This is a genomic window from Rhizobium sp. BK181, assembly GCF_014193305.1.
Taxonomy (GTDB): domain Bacteria; phylum Pseudomonadota; class Alphaproteobacteria; order Rhizobiales; family Rhizobiaceae; genus Rhizobium.
In genome coordinates this window covers 70625-84656 of the sequence record NZ_JACHZA010000014.1, presented here as the reverse complement: position 1 = coordinate 84656, position 14032 = coordinate 70625, and the positions used below count along the sequence as shown (strand labels likewise).

The window sequence follows — 14032 nt, the reverse complement described above, 5'->3', positions numbered from 1 at the left end:
CGCGCTCAGCTCCGCCCTGCCATTTCGGCCATCGCCTCGATCGCCAGTTCGTAACCACGGGCGCCGAAACCAATCATGATTGCGGTCGCGACGCGCGAGATCAGTGAATTGTGGTAGATGCTCTCGCGGGCATGCACATTCGATATATGCAGTTCGATCTTCGGCGCATCGAAGGTCTTCAGCGCGTCAAGCAGGGCGATCGATGTGAAGGTATAGGCAGCGGGATTGATGATGATGCCGCACGCCTCGTTCCGCGCCTGATGCACGCTTTCGACCAGTTCCCCCTCGAAATTGGTCTGCCGGAATTCGACCATAAAGCCTAGGCCCCGTGCCCGGACAATGCATCTTTCCTTGATGTCGGCGAGCGTCGTGGTGCCGTAAATGGTCGGCTCGCGCTGGCCAAGGAGATTAAGGTTCGGCCCGTTGAGCACAAAGATGGTCTTGGTCATGGTCGCGCTCCTCGAAACGCACGGCTTCTCAGGTATAGCGGCAACGTCGACGGGCATCGTGATGCCCGTCGCTCCTATTCGCTGGAACAGGTCGGCCGGTCAGTTGGCGGCGAAGGGGATGCCCTCGAGCTTCTCCGGAAATTCCGGTACGGGAACTTTCATCCACTTGTCGTAGATGGTCTTCAGTTCGCCGTTGGCCTTGATCTTGTCGATGAAGGCGTTGATCGAAGCGTTGATTTCCTTTTCCCCCAGCCGCGTGCAGGCACCATTGTAGAGCTTCTGGAATTCGAGCTTGTTTTCGAATTCGCCTGGGCGGGCCTTCTCGACGCGGTCCATGTAGAAGATGTTGCCGCCGAGAGCCTGGACCTGGCCGGAGACAAGAGCCTGGACGCTCGGAGCGTCGCCATCGAAGCGGCGGATCGTTGCCGTTTGCGGCGCATTCTTGGTCACCTGGGTATCCTGTGCCGCACCTTTCGCGACGCCGATCGTCAGGTTCGCCATGTCGTCATTTGTCTTGATCGGCATGGATTTCGGGGCAATCAGCACGATCGCATTGGCGACGTACGGCTTGGAGAACTGAACGGCCTTGGCGCGGTCCGGCAGCATCGCCATGGTTGCAAACAGCACGTCGACGCGACCCGTCGTCAGCGCCGGTATGCGGTTATTGACCTCCAGCGGCACGAACTCGACCTCGACGCCGAGCTCCTTGGCATAAAGAGTTGCGATATCCGCGTCGAGGCCATCCTGCTTGCCGCCGCTCGTGACGAAGCCCCACGGCGGGTTGTCGCCCTGGATGCCGACGATGATTTTTCCCCGGGCCTTGATTTCGTCCGGGGTAATGGCGGCGGCCGGCCTTGCCAGCCCGGCTGCGGCTATCAGAGCGGCAGCGCAAAGCATCGCGTTTCGCCGCGTTAGCATTGATTTCAGCATGGATTCCTCCTCCGTTGGGCGGCCGTTTGCGACCGCGACAGTCACTCTCCCTGACCGTATGTCCTAATCCTTGTCAGACAGCTTGTCCTAAATCAACATATTTTTCTGAAAATCTATGATGATTCATTGTTTGCCAATTGAATTGAAATCGTCACGACATTCGGCATAATGCCTTGCGGTCAATTTGGGAGGATGGGGGCATCCTGTCAGCTGAGTACGAAAGGGTTCTGATCATGAAGACCTCGATTGCCACGGTGAGCATCAGTGGCGAATTGCCGGAAAAGCTGGAAGCAATTGCGAAAGCAGGTTTCGACGGTGTGGAGATATTCGAGAACGACTTTCTGGCCTTCGACGGCAGGCCCGCCGAAGTCGGGAGGATGGCAAGGGATCTCGGTCTGGAGGTCACGCTTTTCCAGCCGTTCCGTGACTTCGAAGGCATGCCGGAACCCCTGCGCGGCCGTACCTTCGACCGGGCCGAGCGCAAATTCGATGTCATGCAGGAGCTCGGAACCGACCTTGTGCTTGTGTGCTCCAACGTTTCATCCGCGGCGCTTGGCGGCATCGACCGCGCAGCCGCCGATTTTCATGAGCTCGGCGAGCGCGCTGCGAAAAGGGGCTTGAGGGTCGGATACGAGGCGCTCGCCTGGGGACGCTTTATCAACGACCACCGGGATGCCTGGGAGATCGTGCGGCGGGCAAACCACCCGAACGTCGGGCTCATCCTCGACAGCTTCCACTCGCTGTCACGAAAAATCGATGTCAATTCAATCCGTTCCATTCCGCCGGAGAGGATCTTCATCGTCCAGCTCGCCGATGCTCCGCTGATCGATATGGATCTCCTCTACTGGAGCCGCCACTTCCGCAACATGCCGGGCGAGGGTGATCTTCCAGTCGCCGCGTTTACCGAGGCTGTCGCCTCGACAGGCTACGATGGCTATTTCTCGCTTGAGATCTTCAACGACCAGTTCCGCGGCGGTTCCACCCGCGAGATTGCCGCAGACGGCCACCGGTCGCTGATCTATCTCGGTGACCAGGTCAGCCGCAGCACAAGTGCCAGGATCGGCATCGACATGCCCCCGAGAGCGTCCGCACAGGGCGTCGGCTTCGTCGAATTTGCCACCGATGAGGAGGAGGCCGTCGAGCTCGATGGTCTGATCAGGGCACTCGGCTTTCGCAAGGCGGCGGTTCACCGCTCCAAGAAGGTCAGTCTGTATCAGCAGGGCGACATCCGCATTCTGGTCAACGTCGAGCCGGTTGGTTTTGCCAATGCTGCTTACGCTGTTCACGGAACCTTTGCCTACGCGATGGCACTCGTCGTCGATGATGCCGCCGCGGCCTACCGGCGCGCGATTGCCCTTGATGCCGAACCGTTCCGTCAGGCCGTTGCCGACGGCGAGCTCGAAATTCCAGCCATTCGCGGCGTCGGCGGCGCGTTGATCTACCTGATCGACGACAAGAGTCCGCTCGGGCAATTTTCCAGGATCGACTTCGAAGCGGTCGATGGTAAGGACGCCGGCGATGCGGGTCTGCGGCGGGTTGATCATATTGCGCAGACCGTGGCCTATGACGAGATGCTGACGTGGCTGTTGTTCTACACTGCGATCTTCGAAACAAAAAAGACGCCGATGGTCGACATCATCGACCCTGGCGGGGTGGTGCGCAGTCAGGTCGTCGAGAACGACACGGGCTCGCTCCGCATCACCATGAACGGCGCGGAAAATCGTCGCACGCTTGCCGGCCACTTCATCGCAGAGAAATTCGGATCCGGCATCCAGCATCTGGCATTTTCGACAGACGACATCTTCGCGACAGCGAAATCGCTGCGCGAAAGAGGCTTCAAGGCGCTTCACATCTCGCCAAACTACTATGATGACGTCGAGGCGCGCTTCGGCCTTGATCCACAGCTCAGCGAGCGGTTGAAAGTGGAGAACATTCTCTATGATCGCGACGAGCACGGCGAGTATTTCCAGCTCTACAGCGGGACCTACGGCGAAGGCTTCTTTTTCGAAATCGTCGAACGCCGCGGCTATCGCGGCTATGGTGCGCCCAACGCCATCTTCCGCATTGCTGCTTTGAAGAAGCAGATGCGGCCCGAGGGCGTGCCGAGGGATGCGATCTGACCTTGCGGCGGCCTAAGGAAGCCGACCGCTTTTCAGCACGTGGTCAACACCACTCTGGATATGCTGCCGGACCACGGCTTGCGCGCCTTCGACATCACGCTTCAATGCGAGCTTGAAAAGAAGCTTGTGATCATCGACGACCGGCTGCCCGCGAAAACTGCGGGCCAGCATGTGATAACGCAGAAAACGGTCGAAGACGGAAGAAAGAATAGTCATCAGCGTGGTCGAATTGCAGGCCGAGACAATCGCCTGATGGAACTCCCAGTCGTAACGAACCCAATCGATCGTGCGTGAGACATCCCCGCAGAGCAGCGTCTTCTCGGCCGCCGCGAGTTTATGGTGCGCGGCAACGATCCTTCCCTCCCATTCGAGGTTTCCGGCAGCGAAGGAGAGAGCGATCGCATGCGTCTCGAGGACAATGCGAAGGTCCGCAAGTTCCTCCAGCTCCTTGCGGGAGGCGGGGCTGACCTCAAAGCCGCGCTGTCCTTCTGCAAGCACCAGGTTTTCGGTCGTTAGACGGCTCAGGATTTCGCGCAAGGAAGAGACGCTGATCGAATAGCGCTCCTTTGCCTGTTCGAGCTTGATCTTTGCACCCGGCACGAGCCTGCCGGAAATGATGTCCTCGCGGATCTGGCGCAGGACGACATCGCTGACCGTCTCAGAGGGTTCGGTTACAGGCTTGAGCATGGTGTTTCCTGATATGCCTAGATGTCACGCGTCATAGTCGCTGCTGGGCAAGGGCGTGCTCGACCCCGCCGAGGATGTGGCGCTCAAGGATTTTCTTCGCGGTCGCGCTGTCGCGGGCCAGTGCCGCTTCCAGAAGTTGCCGATGCTCAGCTTCTGCGACGTTTCCGCGGTATGACAAGGCCACCATCTGATAGCGCAGGTATTTGTCGAAGACGGCGGAATGCGTTTCCATGAGGAGACGCGATCCGCAGGCCGAGATCAAAGCCTGGTGGAATTCCCAATCGTAGCGCTTCCAGTCTTCAGTCTTGCTGGTGTCGCCGGAGGCCATCACTCCTTCCATGCGGGCGAGCTTGTAGTGAGCCGCCATCAATGCGGCCTCCCATTCGACACCGCCCTGTGCGAAGGATTGATCGAGCGCATGTTCTTCCAGCAGCAGCCGCAGCGCAGCGATTTCCCGCAGATCTGCCTCCGAAACAGGCGCGACTTCGAATCCGCGCTGACCCTCGGCGATGACAAGCCCTTCCGATGTCAGACGGTTCAGAATCTCCCGGAGCGTGCTGACGCTCGTATCATAGGCTGCTTTCAGATTTTCGAGCTTCAGCTTTTGCCCAGGTGACAGTCTCCCAAAGATGATATCGGCCTTGATCTGCCGATAGCTGCTCTCCGCGACGGTTTCGCCCAAAACTTTCTGCAGCAAAATGATCTCCGATATTTTGCATTTTGTCATACGTATAACGAGGATGCTGCACGCGTTCAATCGGTGATTACGAGCGATTTCCGACACCTACGCCGCGCCAACGTCGATCAGTGTGAGGCGGTTCTGAGGAAGGCGGCAGCGATAGCCGGAACCGGCGCACGAACCGAAACTGTGGAATACATCAATGCCTATGAAGGCATTCTTGAGACTGCGTAGGCGATTGACGCAGATCTTATCGTCATGGGCTCGCACAGCCGCGGTTTCGTCAACAGATTGATTATCGGAAGCCAGGCCTCAAAGGCGGTCAACCTGTCTGAGGTCCCGGTCCTCATCATCAAGCAGCGCCCGGCCACATAGAAGCCACCTCGGGCATTCCCGACAGTCTGGGCGTAGCCCTTTCCATTCAGCAACCTTCGACCGGGATCAGGCGCGCATTGTCCCGCTGCCTTGCCGCCCCAGGCGCTTACACCTCCATTTAAATCTGATATTTCGATATAAAACAAATATCTTGAAATAAAAAATCATACAGATTAGCGTGCCAAAAAATCGAATTCAATAAACGAGGAACACCGATGCGCGCAAAGGCAACCCTGAACAGGGAATTCACGATCTCGACCGTAGACAAGAGGGTCTACGGTTCATTTCTCGAACATATGGGACGGGCCGTTTACACCGGAATTTACGAGCCGGGCCACGAAAAAGCGGATTCGAATGGCTTCCGTACCGACGTTCTTGATATGGTCCGCGATCTGGATATGCCGATCGTACGCTATCCCGGCGGCAATTTCGTTTCGGCTTATCACTGGGAAGACGGTATCGGTCCGCGCGACCAGCGCCCGACGCGTCTTGATCTTGCCTGGCGGACCCGCGAGACGAACCAGATGGGCGTCAACGAGTTTGCCGACTGGTCGAAGCTGGCAAATACCGAAATGATGCTGGCGATGAACCTCGGCTCCCGCGGCCTGAACGACGCCCGCAACTTCCTCGAATATTGCAACCATCCCAGCGGCACCTACTGGAGCGACCTGCGCGTCAAGCACGGCTACAAGGACCCGCACAATGTGCGCATCTGGTGCCTCGGCAACGAGATCGACGGCCCCTGGCAGGTCGGCCACAAGACCGCGGCCGAATACGGACATCTTGCCAACGAAGTCAGCAAGGCTTTCAAATATTTTGACAAGACCCTCGAAACAGTGGTCTGCGGCTCGTCCAACGACAAGATGAAGACCTATCCCGAATGGGAAGCAACCGTCCTCGATGCGAGCTATGACAGTGTCGACTACATCTCGCTGCACAAGTATTTCGGCAATGAGGAAAATGATACGCTGAACTACTACGCCAAGGCGATCGATCTCGATCGCTACATCGTCACCATCGGCGGCGTCATCGACTATATCAAGGCGAAGAAGCGCTCGAAGCGTGACGTAAAGATCTGCTTCGACGAGTGGAATGTCTGGTACCATGACCGTAAGGAAGACGATCAGCGCTACAAGAATTGGGATTGGCCGGAAGCTCCGCCGCTTCTCGAAGAGCTCTACAATCTGGAAGACGCAATCTTCGTCGCTTCCTTGATCAACGTCTTCATCCGTCGCTCCGATCGCGTCAAGATCGCTTGCATGGCACAGCTCGTCAACGTGATCGCACCGATCCTTACCAAGGCTGGCGGCCCGGCTTGGCGGCAGTCGATCTACTATCCGCTGCAGTACGCATCGAAATACGGGCGCGGCACGGCGCTGACGGTTTCCGCTTCTGGTCCGACCTATGACTGCGACGTGGCCCAGGACGTACCCTATCTCGACCTGTCGGCCGTCCTGCAGGACGACGGCAAGACGATTGCGCTCTTTGCGATCAATCGCAGCCTCGACGAAGTCATGGACCTCAGTGTCGACCTGCAAGGCTTCAAGGGTGCCACGATCCTCCAGCATCGCACGATGGTTGGCGATGATCTGAAAGCGCGCAATTCGGTTGAAGATCAGACACGCATCGTGCCGAAGGCGGGTTCAAGCCTTTCCGTCACCGATACGGGCACGCTCTCGGGCTCACTGCCGCCGAAGTCGTACCACTTCGTGCTGCTGTCCGTCGCCTCGGCCTAGAAGGGCCGGTTCGGGGCGGCTCGGATAGGCCGTCCCGATCATGACGAGGATCGGGAGGATCAATGTCTGGTATCCGGTTGACGAATGTCAGCAAATCTTTCGGCGCGCTTAAGGTCATTCATGGCGTCGACATCGAGATAGAGCAGGGGGAATTCGCCGTCTTCGTCGGTCCCTCGGGCTGTGGCAAGTCGACCCTGCTCAGGATGATTGCCGGGCTGGAAGAGACGAGCGGCGGCAAGATCGCCATCGAGGGCGAGGACGTGACCCATCGAGAGGCCTCCAAGCGCGGAGTGGCGATGGTCTTTCAGTCTTACGCGCTCTATCCGCACCTCTCCGTTTACGAAAACATGGCCTTCAGCCTGACGATCGGTCGGCGCCCGAAGGCAGAGATCGAGCGCAAGGTTAAGGCGGCTGCCGAAATCCTGCGGCTCGGCGAATATCTCAACCACAAGCCTAGTCAGCTGTCAGGCGGCCAGCGCCAGCGCGTCGCGATTGGTCGGGCAATCGTACGCGAACCGCGCGTCTTCCTGTTCGACGAACCGCTATCCAACCTCGATGCCGAGCTGCGCGTCAGGATGCGTATGGAGATCGCCCGTCTGCACCGGCAGATCGGCGCCACGATGGTCTATGTCACCCACGATCAGGTGGAGGCAATGACACTTGCCGACAAGATCATCGTGCTGAAAGCCGGCCTCGTGCAGCAGATCGGTGCGCCGCTGGAGCTTTACCGGAACCCGGCCAACATGTTCGTCGCCGGCTTCATCGGCTCGCCCGGCATGAATTTCCTGAAGGGCAGGGCCCTCGCGGCAAACGGCAACGCCCTGCGGGTCGCACTCGAGGATGCACCGGGTCAGGCTTTCGATCTGCCGGCCCGCACGGCGGTCGCCGTCGGTACACAGGTCTATGTCGGCGTGCGGCCAGAGCATATCGAACTCGGCGCCAGACAAGGCGCTGTGACAGTGCCGGTCACCGCTGAATTCATCGAGGAACTCGGCGGCACCGGATATCTGCATGTTCTGACGGGAAACGGTACGGAAATGACCGTCGAATGTCGTGATGGCCGTCCACAGCCGAAGGAGAAGATCAGTCTCTCTCTGAGAGTGCCCGAAATGTTGGCCTTCGACACCGAGGGCGGACGGCTCAGCTGACGGCCGCAGCCCAGCCGGGCGGGACACGTCGGACCTGACTGAAGAAGAACATTGCCGACCTTGGAGGAGGCCGGCGGTGAGGGGTACCCCGATGCCTTGGGGTGATGAGTAAACCACACTTTTATCGAGGAGGAACCGATGAAGAAGCTACTGAAACTCGCCGTTTCCGCGGCGATCGCCTTGCTGCCCTCAGCAGCCGCATTCGCGCAAACCGACATTACCTGGTGGGACTTCCTGAGCGGCGGCGACGGCGTTCGTATGAAGGCGCTCATCAAGGAGTTCAACGATACCCATCCGGATATCAAGATCAACGCGACCACGCTCGAATGGGGCGTGCCCTTCTACACCAAGGTCCAGACTTCGGCCGCCGTCGGCCAACAGCCCGACATCATGACCTATCACATGTCGCGCTACCCGCTGGCCGTGCCGACCGGCATCCTGCGTCCGATCTCGGAAGAAGAGCTCGCTGGTGCAGGTATCAAGAAGGAAAACTATGTCGATGCTGCTTGGAAACAGGCGACATTCGACAACAAGGTCTACGGAATTCCCTTCGACGTTCATTCCATCGTTCTCTACTACAACAAGACGATCCTGAAGGAAGCGGGCCTGCTCGGCGATGATGGCCTGCCGAAGGGCCTCGATGGCCTTGAGAATTTCAATGCGGCCCTGGAAAAGATTAAGGCAACCGGCAAGGTCGAGTATCCGCTGTCCTTGCACACGGATGAAGGCGGCTCCATGTGGCGCGTCTTTTACACGCTGCTCTCCCAACAGGGCGCCAAGTTCATCGACGGCGATGAAATCCTGCCAGGCGACGCAGGCGTGAAAGCGCTGCAAACCATGGCGAACTGGGTATCCACCGGTTACGCGCCGAAGCTGATCTCCTATGAAGCGTCGATCGCGCTGTTCACCTCGGGCAAAGCTGCGATGCACATCAACGGCGTCTGGGAAGTGCCGACGATGACTGACCTTGCCAAGAACGGCAATCTTGGCTTCGAGTGGGGTGCCATCGAAATCCCGAACCTGATGGGCACGCAGGCGACCTGGGCGGACTCGCACTCTTTCGCGATCCCGAACAGTGACTCCAAGCCGATCTCTCCGGAGAAGGTGAAGATCGTGCTCGAGATTATCAACTGGATGAACGAGCACAGCATCTCCTGGGCTTCCGCCGGTCATATCCCGGCCTACAAGCCGGTGACCGACACCAAGGAATTCAAGGAAATGCAGCCGAATGCGACCTATGCAAAGCTTGCAAACACGGCCACGTTTGATCCGGTTTCCAAGCTCGCCGGGGTCGCCGGCCCGATCTACGAGGCAACCCAGAACTTCGTGGTTCCTGCGCTCAACGGCCAGCTCGACCCGGCAGACGCGATCGAGCAGATGCGCGACGAGCTGAAGAGCCAGATGTAAGACGAGCCTGGCCGGAGCGAAACCTCCGGCCAGCACCGCTCTGAGGGAGATGTTCGTGGTTACCAGTGAAAAACGGCGCAAGACGCTGACCGCCATCGTCATGATCGCGCCGTTCCTGATCGCCTACATGGTCGTATTTGCCTACCCCGTCTTCAAGATGTTTGCCTTGAGCTTCACCGACGCACCTCTTATCGGCGACGGCAAATGGGTGGGTTTCGACAACTACGTGAAGCTCTTCCATCAGAAGCTCTTCTTCACGTCGTTCTGGAATACCGGCTATTTCGTCGTGCTGACTGTGGTTCCGAATACGCTGATCGGCCTCGGTCTGGCATTGATGGTCGTGCGGCTGAAGGGCTGGCTGCAGAGCCTGATCCTGGTTCTGTTTTTCATACCTTACATCCTGCCCGTCTCGGTCGTGACCCAGATCTGGAAATGGGTGCTTGATCAGCAGTTCGGCGTTGCGCAGTTCGTCATCGAATTCGTCACCGGCAAACGCATCAGCGTGTTTCGCGATCCGCTTTGGGCGATGCCCATGGTGGCGCTGGTGACCGTCTGGTGGACCAACGGCTTCAACCTGCTGCTCTTCATTGCCGGGTTGCGGAACATTCCCCATGACTACTATGAGGCTGCGATGCTCGACGGCGCGACGCGCTGGCAATGTTTCCGGCGCATCACCTGGCCTCTTATCTGGCCGGTCACCGCGCTCGTCCTGACGCTGCAACTGATCCTTCAGCTGAAGATTTTCGATCAGGTCTACCTGCTCACCGAAGGCGGCCCGTTCAATTCGACCTACGTCCTGTTGCAACTCGTCTATCGCGAGGCGTTTCGCACGAACCATGGCGGCGTCGGCTCCGCCGTTGCGGTTCTGCTCTTCATGATCATCGTCATCGTCTCGGTGCTACAATATCAGCTGTTGCGGGTAAGGGAGCGCTAAAATGCCCGGCAAAAACATCGGCAACCTGCTGCTGCTCGTCCTCACCTTCTGCATCGCCTGCATGTGGGCATTCCCCATCTACTGGGCAATTGTGACCTCGATGAAACCCGAACAGGAGGTCGTGTCGAAAACGACGTTCATTCCCGACGTCTTCAATTTTTCGGCCTACTACTATGCGCTGTTCGAAACGAAGCTTTCGACCTGGTACCTGAATTCCATCGTCACCTCGATCACTGTCACCGTCGTGGTGATCGTGATCAGCGTCATGTGCGCCTACGCGCTGTCGCAGATCGTCTTCCCCGGACGAAAGCTGCTCTACGGCATCATCCTCGCGAGCTTCATGGTGCCTTCGCAGGCGCTCGTTATCTCGCAGTTCGTACTGATGCATAAGCTCAACCTCATCAATACCTGGGGCGGGATCATCCTGCCACAGCTCATCGTTCCGGTCGTCGTCATCGTCTACAAACAATTCTTTGATTCCGTTCCGAAGGAGTTGCGGGAGGCTGCCAAGCTTGATGGTTGTGGTGAGTTCCAGATCCTCTTCAAGCTCTATCTGCCCTTGAACTGGGGTATCACCACAGCGCTTGCGATCATCACCTACATCATGGCCTGGAACGCGTTTCTCTGGCCATTCCTGGTCACGAACTCCGATGAGATGATGACAATCACCGTCGGCATTACCCAGACGAGAGATGCTTTCGGCGTCAAATATGCGCGTGACATGGCAGTGGCAATCCTCGCCGCAATGCCGGTTGCTGTCGCCTATCTGCTCTTCCAGAAGCGGGTGACGCAGGCGCTGATGCTGTCTTCCGGAATCAAGGGATGACGAGGATAAACCTTCGCCATCCGTTCCCGGGCTTCGTTGCCCGCCGGCCTTTCAGGGCCTGGGCAGCGGCGGAAACGTCCAGAAAAAGCCGCGACACCAGACAGGCTGCCGTGATATCAGCAACGATCTAACAAGAAAGAACCAGTAGCTGCGCATGGAGACGAAACTTCTCACCGTCGATCCCATCAAGGACGTCGAAGTCGTCCAGGCCCTCGGTTCCGCGACGCGCATAGAAATACTCAATCTGCTCCGCCAGTTGGGGCCCTTGAACGTGAATGACATTGCCGGCCGCATGGGGCTGCCGCAATCGACGGCAGCAACCAACCTCAAGGCGCTGGAACTTGCCGGTCTCATCCAGACCCACACGATGAAGGCGACGAAGGGTAACCAGAAGATCTGTTCCAGCATCTATGACGAGATCCTCATCCGCTTCGACAGCGGTGGCACAAAGGCGTCCGAAGATGTCGTGACCGTCAGCATGCCGATCGGTCTCTTCACCGAGTTCGAGGTGGGAGCGCCCTGCGGCCTCTGCTCTGTCAACAATGTCATCGGCATGCTTGACGTGCAGGAGGTCTTTCTCGATCCGCAGCGCATGCAGGCTGCCCTGTTGTGGTTTACCCGCGGCTATGTGGAGTACAAGTTTCCCAACAATGCCAAGGTCTCCGGCAGGAGAATCCGCAAGGTCGAGTTCTCCGCGGAACTCAGCTCGGAGACGCCGGCCACCAACGCCAACTGGCCCTCCGACATCTCGATCTGGATCAACGGCATCAAGGCTGGTCACTGGACGTCTCCAGGCGATTATGGCGACCGGCGCGGCCTCTATTCTCCAGCCTGGTGGAAGCTCAGCGGCTCGCAATACGGCAAGCTGAAGACCTGGACGATCGACGACACCGGCACCTGGATCGACGGCGCCATGGTCTCGACGCAGACGATCTCTTCGCTTGGCATCGCCGATCATCACTCCATCCGTTTCCGCATCGGCATCGACGACAAGGCCGACAATCCTGGCGGAATGAACCTGTTTGGCAAGGGATTCGGCGATTTCGATCAGGATCTGGTTATGAGCCTGTTTTTCTAGGCCGCGGCGAGGGGCCTGAAGAAGTCGCAATGCTGGCGACTGCCGGATGCCGCCTCGGTCGCAAGCCTGAAGGGCCTGAAGCCTGTGGTCATCGACGGTGCATCAGAAACCGATAGTATCCTCGGTCGTTAGAGTGGTTGTCATGAAGGCATCTCCCTCCGTGCCAAGGTCGGGTCGTCCAGGGCGCGCGTGCATGCTGCAGATGTTTCACCGCCCTGGAAGCATCGTTTCCAGGCGCAGGAACGCGATGCGCTCGACTTGAGCGGTGGCCGTTTCAAACTCCTCGTCGCTCGTATTGCCGATGCGCTTTTCGAACGCCGCCAGAATATCGTCCTTGTTCAAACCCTTCACCGCAATGATGAACGGAAAGCCGAACTTCTCGACATACGCCGTATTCAGCTCGGTGAAACGGTCGTGCTCCTGGGCATTAAGTCGGTCGAGCCCGGCGCCCGCCTGCTCCTTCTTGCTGTCCTCGGTCAATTCACCTGCGATCGCGAGGCGTCCTGCAAGATCGGGATGGGCACGCAGCACTCCCAGCCGCTCCTCTGGGCTGGCCGCCCGGAAGACGGCAACGAGCGCCGTGTGGACACGATCAACCGTCAATTCGTCACCGACGAAGCCATCATCATAGGCACGCTCGGCAATGAATGGCGAATGTTCAAAAACACCGCCGTAACGCGATACGAACTCGTCACGCGAAAGCATCAGATCGTCTCCGGCTTGTGGTGGGCATGCCAATGTTGCGCGATCTCGAGACGCCGGGGGATCCACACCTTATCGTGCTTCAGCACATACTCCATGAAGCGCTTCAGCGCCGCAGCGCGGCCAGGACGACCAACGAGGCGGCAATGCAGGCCGACGGACATCATCTTCGGGCTGCCGGCCTTGCCTTCTTCATAGAGCGTATCGAAGGCATCCTTGAGGTAGGTGAAGAACTGATCGCCAGAGTTGAAGCCCTGGGGCGTGGCGAAACGCATGTCATTGGTCTCGAGCGTATAGGGGATGATCAGGAACGGCTTGTCATCGACACCCTTCACCCAGAACGGCAGGTCGTCGGCATAAGAGTCCGAGGAATAAAGGAAACCACCCTCCTCCATGACGAGGCGCAGCGTGTTGTCGGAGGGCTTGCCTTGATACATGCCGTAGGGCCGCTCGCCGGTCAGCTCGGTGTGCAGGCGCACGGCTTCCTGGATATGCTTGCGCTCGACGTCCTCCTGGAAATCCTTGTATTCCAGCCAGCGGTACCCGTGGCTGGCGATCTCCCAGCCAGCCTCCTTCATGGCCGCGACCGCCTCCGGGTTGCGGGCCATGGCAAGTGTTACGCCATAGACGGTCGCCTGAACCTTGAGTTCCGTGAACGTCCGCCACAGCCGCCAAAAACCGGCGCGCGAGCCATACTCATAGATCGATTCCATGTTCAAGTTGCGCTGGCTCGGCCAAGCGGCGGCGCCGACGATTTCCGACAACAAATTTTCAGAGGCCGGGTCGCCATCGAGAATGCAGCTTTCGCCGCCCTCTTCGTAGTTGATGACAAACTGGACTGCCACACGCGCATCGCCCGGCCACTTCGGATCGGGCGTATTGCGTCCATAGCCGACGAGATTGCGCGGATAAGTCTCGGATACCATGAAATCACCTTCCTGAACGTCGGCGAAACGATAGT

General features: G+C 58.5%; 14 protein-coding genes. 8 read left to right on the top strand and 6 right to left on the bottom strand.

Translation table 11 applies throughout. The features are described 5' to 3' along the window. Positions 1-5 precede the first annotated feature (5 nt). Entirely contained in the window at positions 6-449 is a 444-nt protein-coding gene (gene aroQ, locus FHT77_RS24150; protein WP_183757361.1) for a type II 3-dehydroquinate dehydratase, read from the bottom strand. 99 nt (positions 450-548) lie between these two features. After that, positions 549-1379, bottom strand: a complete 831-nt coding sequence (locus tag FHT77_RS24145; protein ID WP_183757360.1) for a transporter substrate-binding domain-containing protein — start codon at positions 1377-1379, stop codon at positions 549-551. A 233-nt stretch (positions 1380-1612) separates the two neighbouring features. On the opposite strand from FHT77_RS24145, the gene FHT77_RS24140 reads away from it, so the two are divergent. Then, positions 1613-3499: a bifunctional sugar phosphate isomerase/epimerase/4-hydroxyphenylpyruvate dioxygenase family protein gene (locus tag FHT77_RS24140; RefSeq protein WP_183757359.1), complete on the top strand. Its 1887-nt coding sequence runs from the start codon at positions 1613-1615 to the stop codon at positions 3497-3499. A 12-nt stretch (positions 3500-3511) separates the two neighbouring features. On the opposite strand, the gene FHT77_RS24135 is transcribed toward FHT77_RS24140, so the two are convergent. Further along, the gene (locus FHT77_RS24135) at positions 3512-4186 is read right to left on the bottom strand and encodes a GntR family transcriptional regulator (RefSeq protein WP_183757358.1); all 675 of its coding nucleotides are present in this window, start codon (positions 4184-4186) and stop codon (positions 3512-3514) included. A gap of 31 nt (positions 4187-4217) precedes the next feature. Further along, positions 4218-4883: a GntR family transcriptional regulator gene (locus tag FHT77_RS24130; RefSeq protein WP_183757357.1), complete on the bottom strand. Its 666-nt coding sequence runs from the start codon at positions 4881-4883 to the stop codon at positions 4218-4220. A 219-nt stretch (positions 4884-5102) separates the two neighbouring features. Here FHT77_RS24130 and FHT77_RS32310 point away from each other — a divergent pair, with 219 nt between their 5' ends. The 7 genes from FHT77_RS32310 (at position 5103) to FHT77_RS24095 (ending at position 12369) form a co-directional block, all read left to right on the top strand. Next, positions 5103-5240, top strand: a complete 138-nt coding sequence (locus tag FHT77_RS32310) for a universal stress protein (protein ID WP_405049523.1) — start codon at positions 5103-5105, stop codon at positions 5238-5240. A 215-nt stretch (positions 5241-5455) separates the two neighbouring features. Continuing rightward, positions 5456-6976, top strand: a complete 1521-nt coding sequence (locus FHT77_RS24120; protein WP_183757355.1) for an alpha-N-arabinofuranosidase — start codon at positions 5456-5458, stop codon at positions 6974-6976. 62 nt (positions 6977-7038) lie between these two features. Next, on the top strand, positions 7039-8124 hold the full coding sequence (locus tag FHT77_RS24115; RefSeq protein ID WP_183757354.1) for an ABC transporter ATP-binding protein: 1086 nt from the start codon (positions 7039-7041) through the stop codon (positions 8122-8124). Positions 8125-8262: 138 nt separating this feature from the next. Further along, positions 8263-9531, top strand: coding sequence for an ABC transporter substrate-binding protein (locus FHT77_RS24110; RefSeq protein WP_183757353.1), 1269 nt, complete (start codon positions 8263-8265; stop codon positions 9529-9531). 100 nt (positions 9532-9631) lie between these two features. Continuing rightward, positions 9632-10465 carry a carbohydrate ABC transporter permease gene (locus tag FHT77_RS24105; RefSeq protein ID WP_246712756.1) on the top strand — a complete coding sequence of 278 codons (834 nt, stop codon included), beginning with the start codon at positions 9632-9634 and terminating at the stop codon, positions 10463-10465. A gap of 1 nt (position 10466) precedes the next feature. After that, positions 10467-11291 carry a carbohydrate ABC transporter permease gene (locus tag FHT77_RS24100; RefSeq protein WP_183757351.1) on the top strand — a complete coding sequence of 275 codons (825 nt, stop codon included), beginning with the start codon at positions 10467-10469 and terminating at the stop codon, positions 11289-11291. Between the two features lie 154 nt (positions 11292-11445). Beyond that, positions 11446-12369 carry an ArsR/SmtB family transcription factor gene (locus FHT77_RS24095; RefSeq protein ID WP_183757350.1) on the top strand — a complete coding sequence of 308 codons (924 nt, stop codon included), beginning with the start codon at positions 11446-11448 and terminating at the stop codon, positions 12367-12369. Between the two features lie 207 nt (positions 12370-12576). Here FHT77_RS24095 and uraD read toward each other — a convergent pair whose 3' ends face one another. Further along, positions 12577-13074, bottom strand: a complete 498-nt coding sequence (gene uraD, locus FHT77_RS24090) for a 2-oxo-4-hydroxy-4-carboxy-5-ureidoimidazoline decarboxylase (protein WP_183757349.1) — start codon at positions 13072-13074, stop codon at positions 12577-12579. After that, complete coding sequence (puuE, locus tag FHT77_RS24085; RefSeq protein ID WP_183757348.1) at positions 13074-13997, bottom strand: allantoinase PuuE; 924 nt, start codon at positions 13995-13997, stop codon at positions 13074-13076. Before puuE ends, uraD begins: the two co-directional genes overlap by 1 nt. Positions 13998-14032 lie beyond the last annotated feature (35 nt).

Coding starts and splice junctions, on each gene's coding strand:
- aroQ (WP_183757361.1), bottom strand. CDS start 449: ATGACCAAGACCATCTTTGTGCTCAACGGGCCGAACCTTAATCTCCTT.
- FHT77_RS24145 (WP_183757360.1), bottom strand. CDS start 1,379: ATGCTGAAATCAATGCTAACGCGGCGAAACGCGATGCTTTGCGCTGCC.
- FHT77_RS24140 (WP_183757359.1), top strand. CDS start 1,613: ATGAAGACCTCGATTGCCACGGTGAGCATCAGTGGCGAATTGCCGGAA.
- FHT77_RS24135 (WP_183757358.1), bottom strand. CDS start 4,186: ATGCTCAAGCCTGTAACCGAACCCTCTGAGACGGTCAGCGATGTCGTC.
- FHT77_RS24120 (WP_183757355.1), top strand. CDS start 5,456: ATGCGCGCAAAGGCAACCCTGAACAGGGAATTCACGATCTCGACCGTA.
- FHT77_RS24115 (WP_183757354.1), top strand. CDS start 7,039: ATGTCTGGTATCCGGTTGACGAATGTCAGCAAATCTTTCGGCGCGCTT.
- FHT77_RS24110 (WP_183757353.1), top strand. CDS start 8,263: ATGAAGAAGCTACTGAAACTCGCCGTTTCCGCGGCGATCGCCTTGCTG.
- FHT77_RS24105 (WP_246712756.1), top strand. CDS start 9,632: ATGATCGCGCCGTTCCTGATCGCCTACATGGTCGTATTTGCCTACCCC.
- FHT77_RS24100 (WP_183757351.1), top strand. CDS start 10,467: ATGCCCGGCAAAAACATCGGCAACCTGCTGCTGCTCGTCCTCACCTTC.
- FHT77_RS24095 (WP_183757350.1), top strand. CDS start 11,446: ATGGAGACGAAACTTCTCACCGTCGATCCCATCAAGGACGTCGAAGTC.
- uraD (WP_183757349.1), bottom strand. CDS start 13,074: ATGCTTTCGCGTGACGAGTTCGTATCGCGTTACGGCGGTGTTTTTGAA.
- puuE (WP_183757348.1), bottom strand. CDS start 13,997: ATGGTATCCGAGACTTATCCGCGCAATCTCGTCGGCTATGGACGCAAT.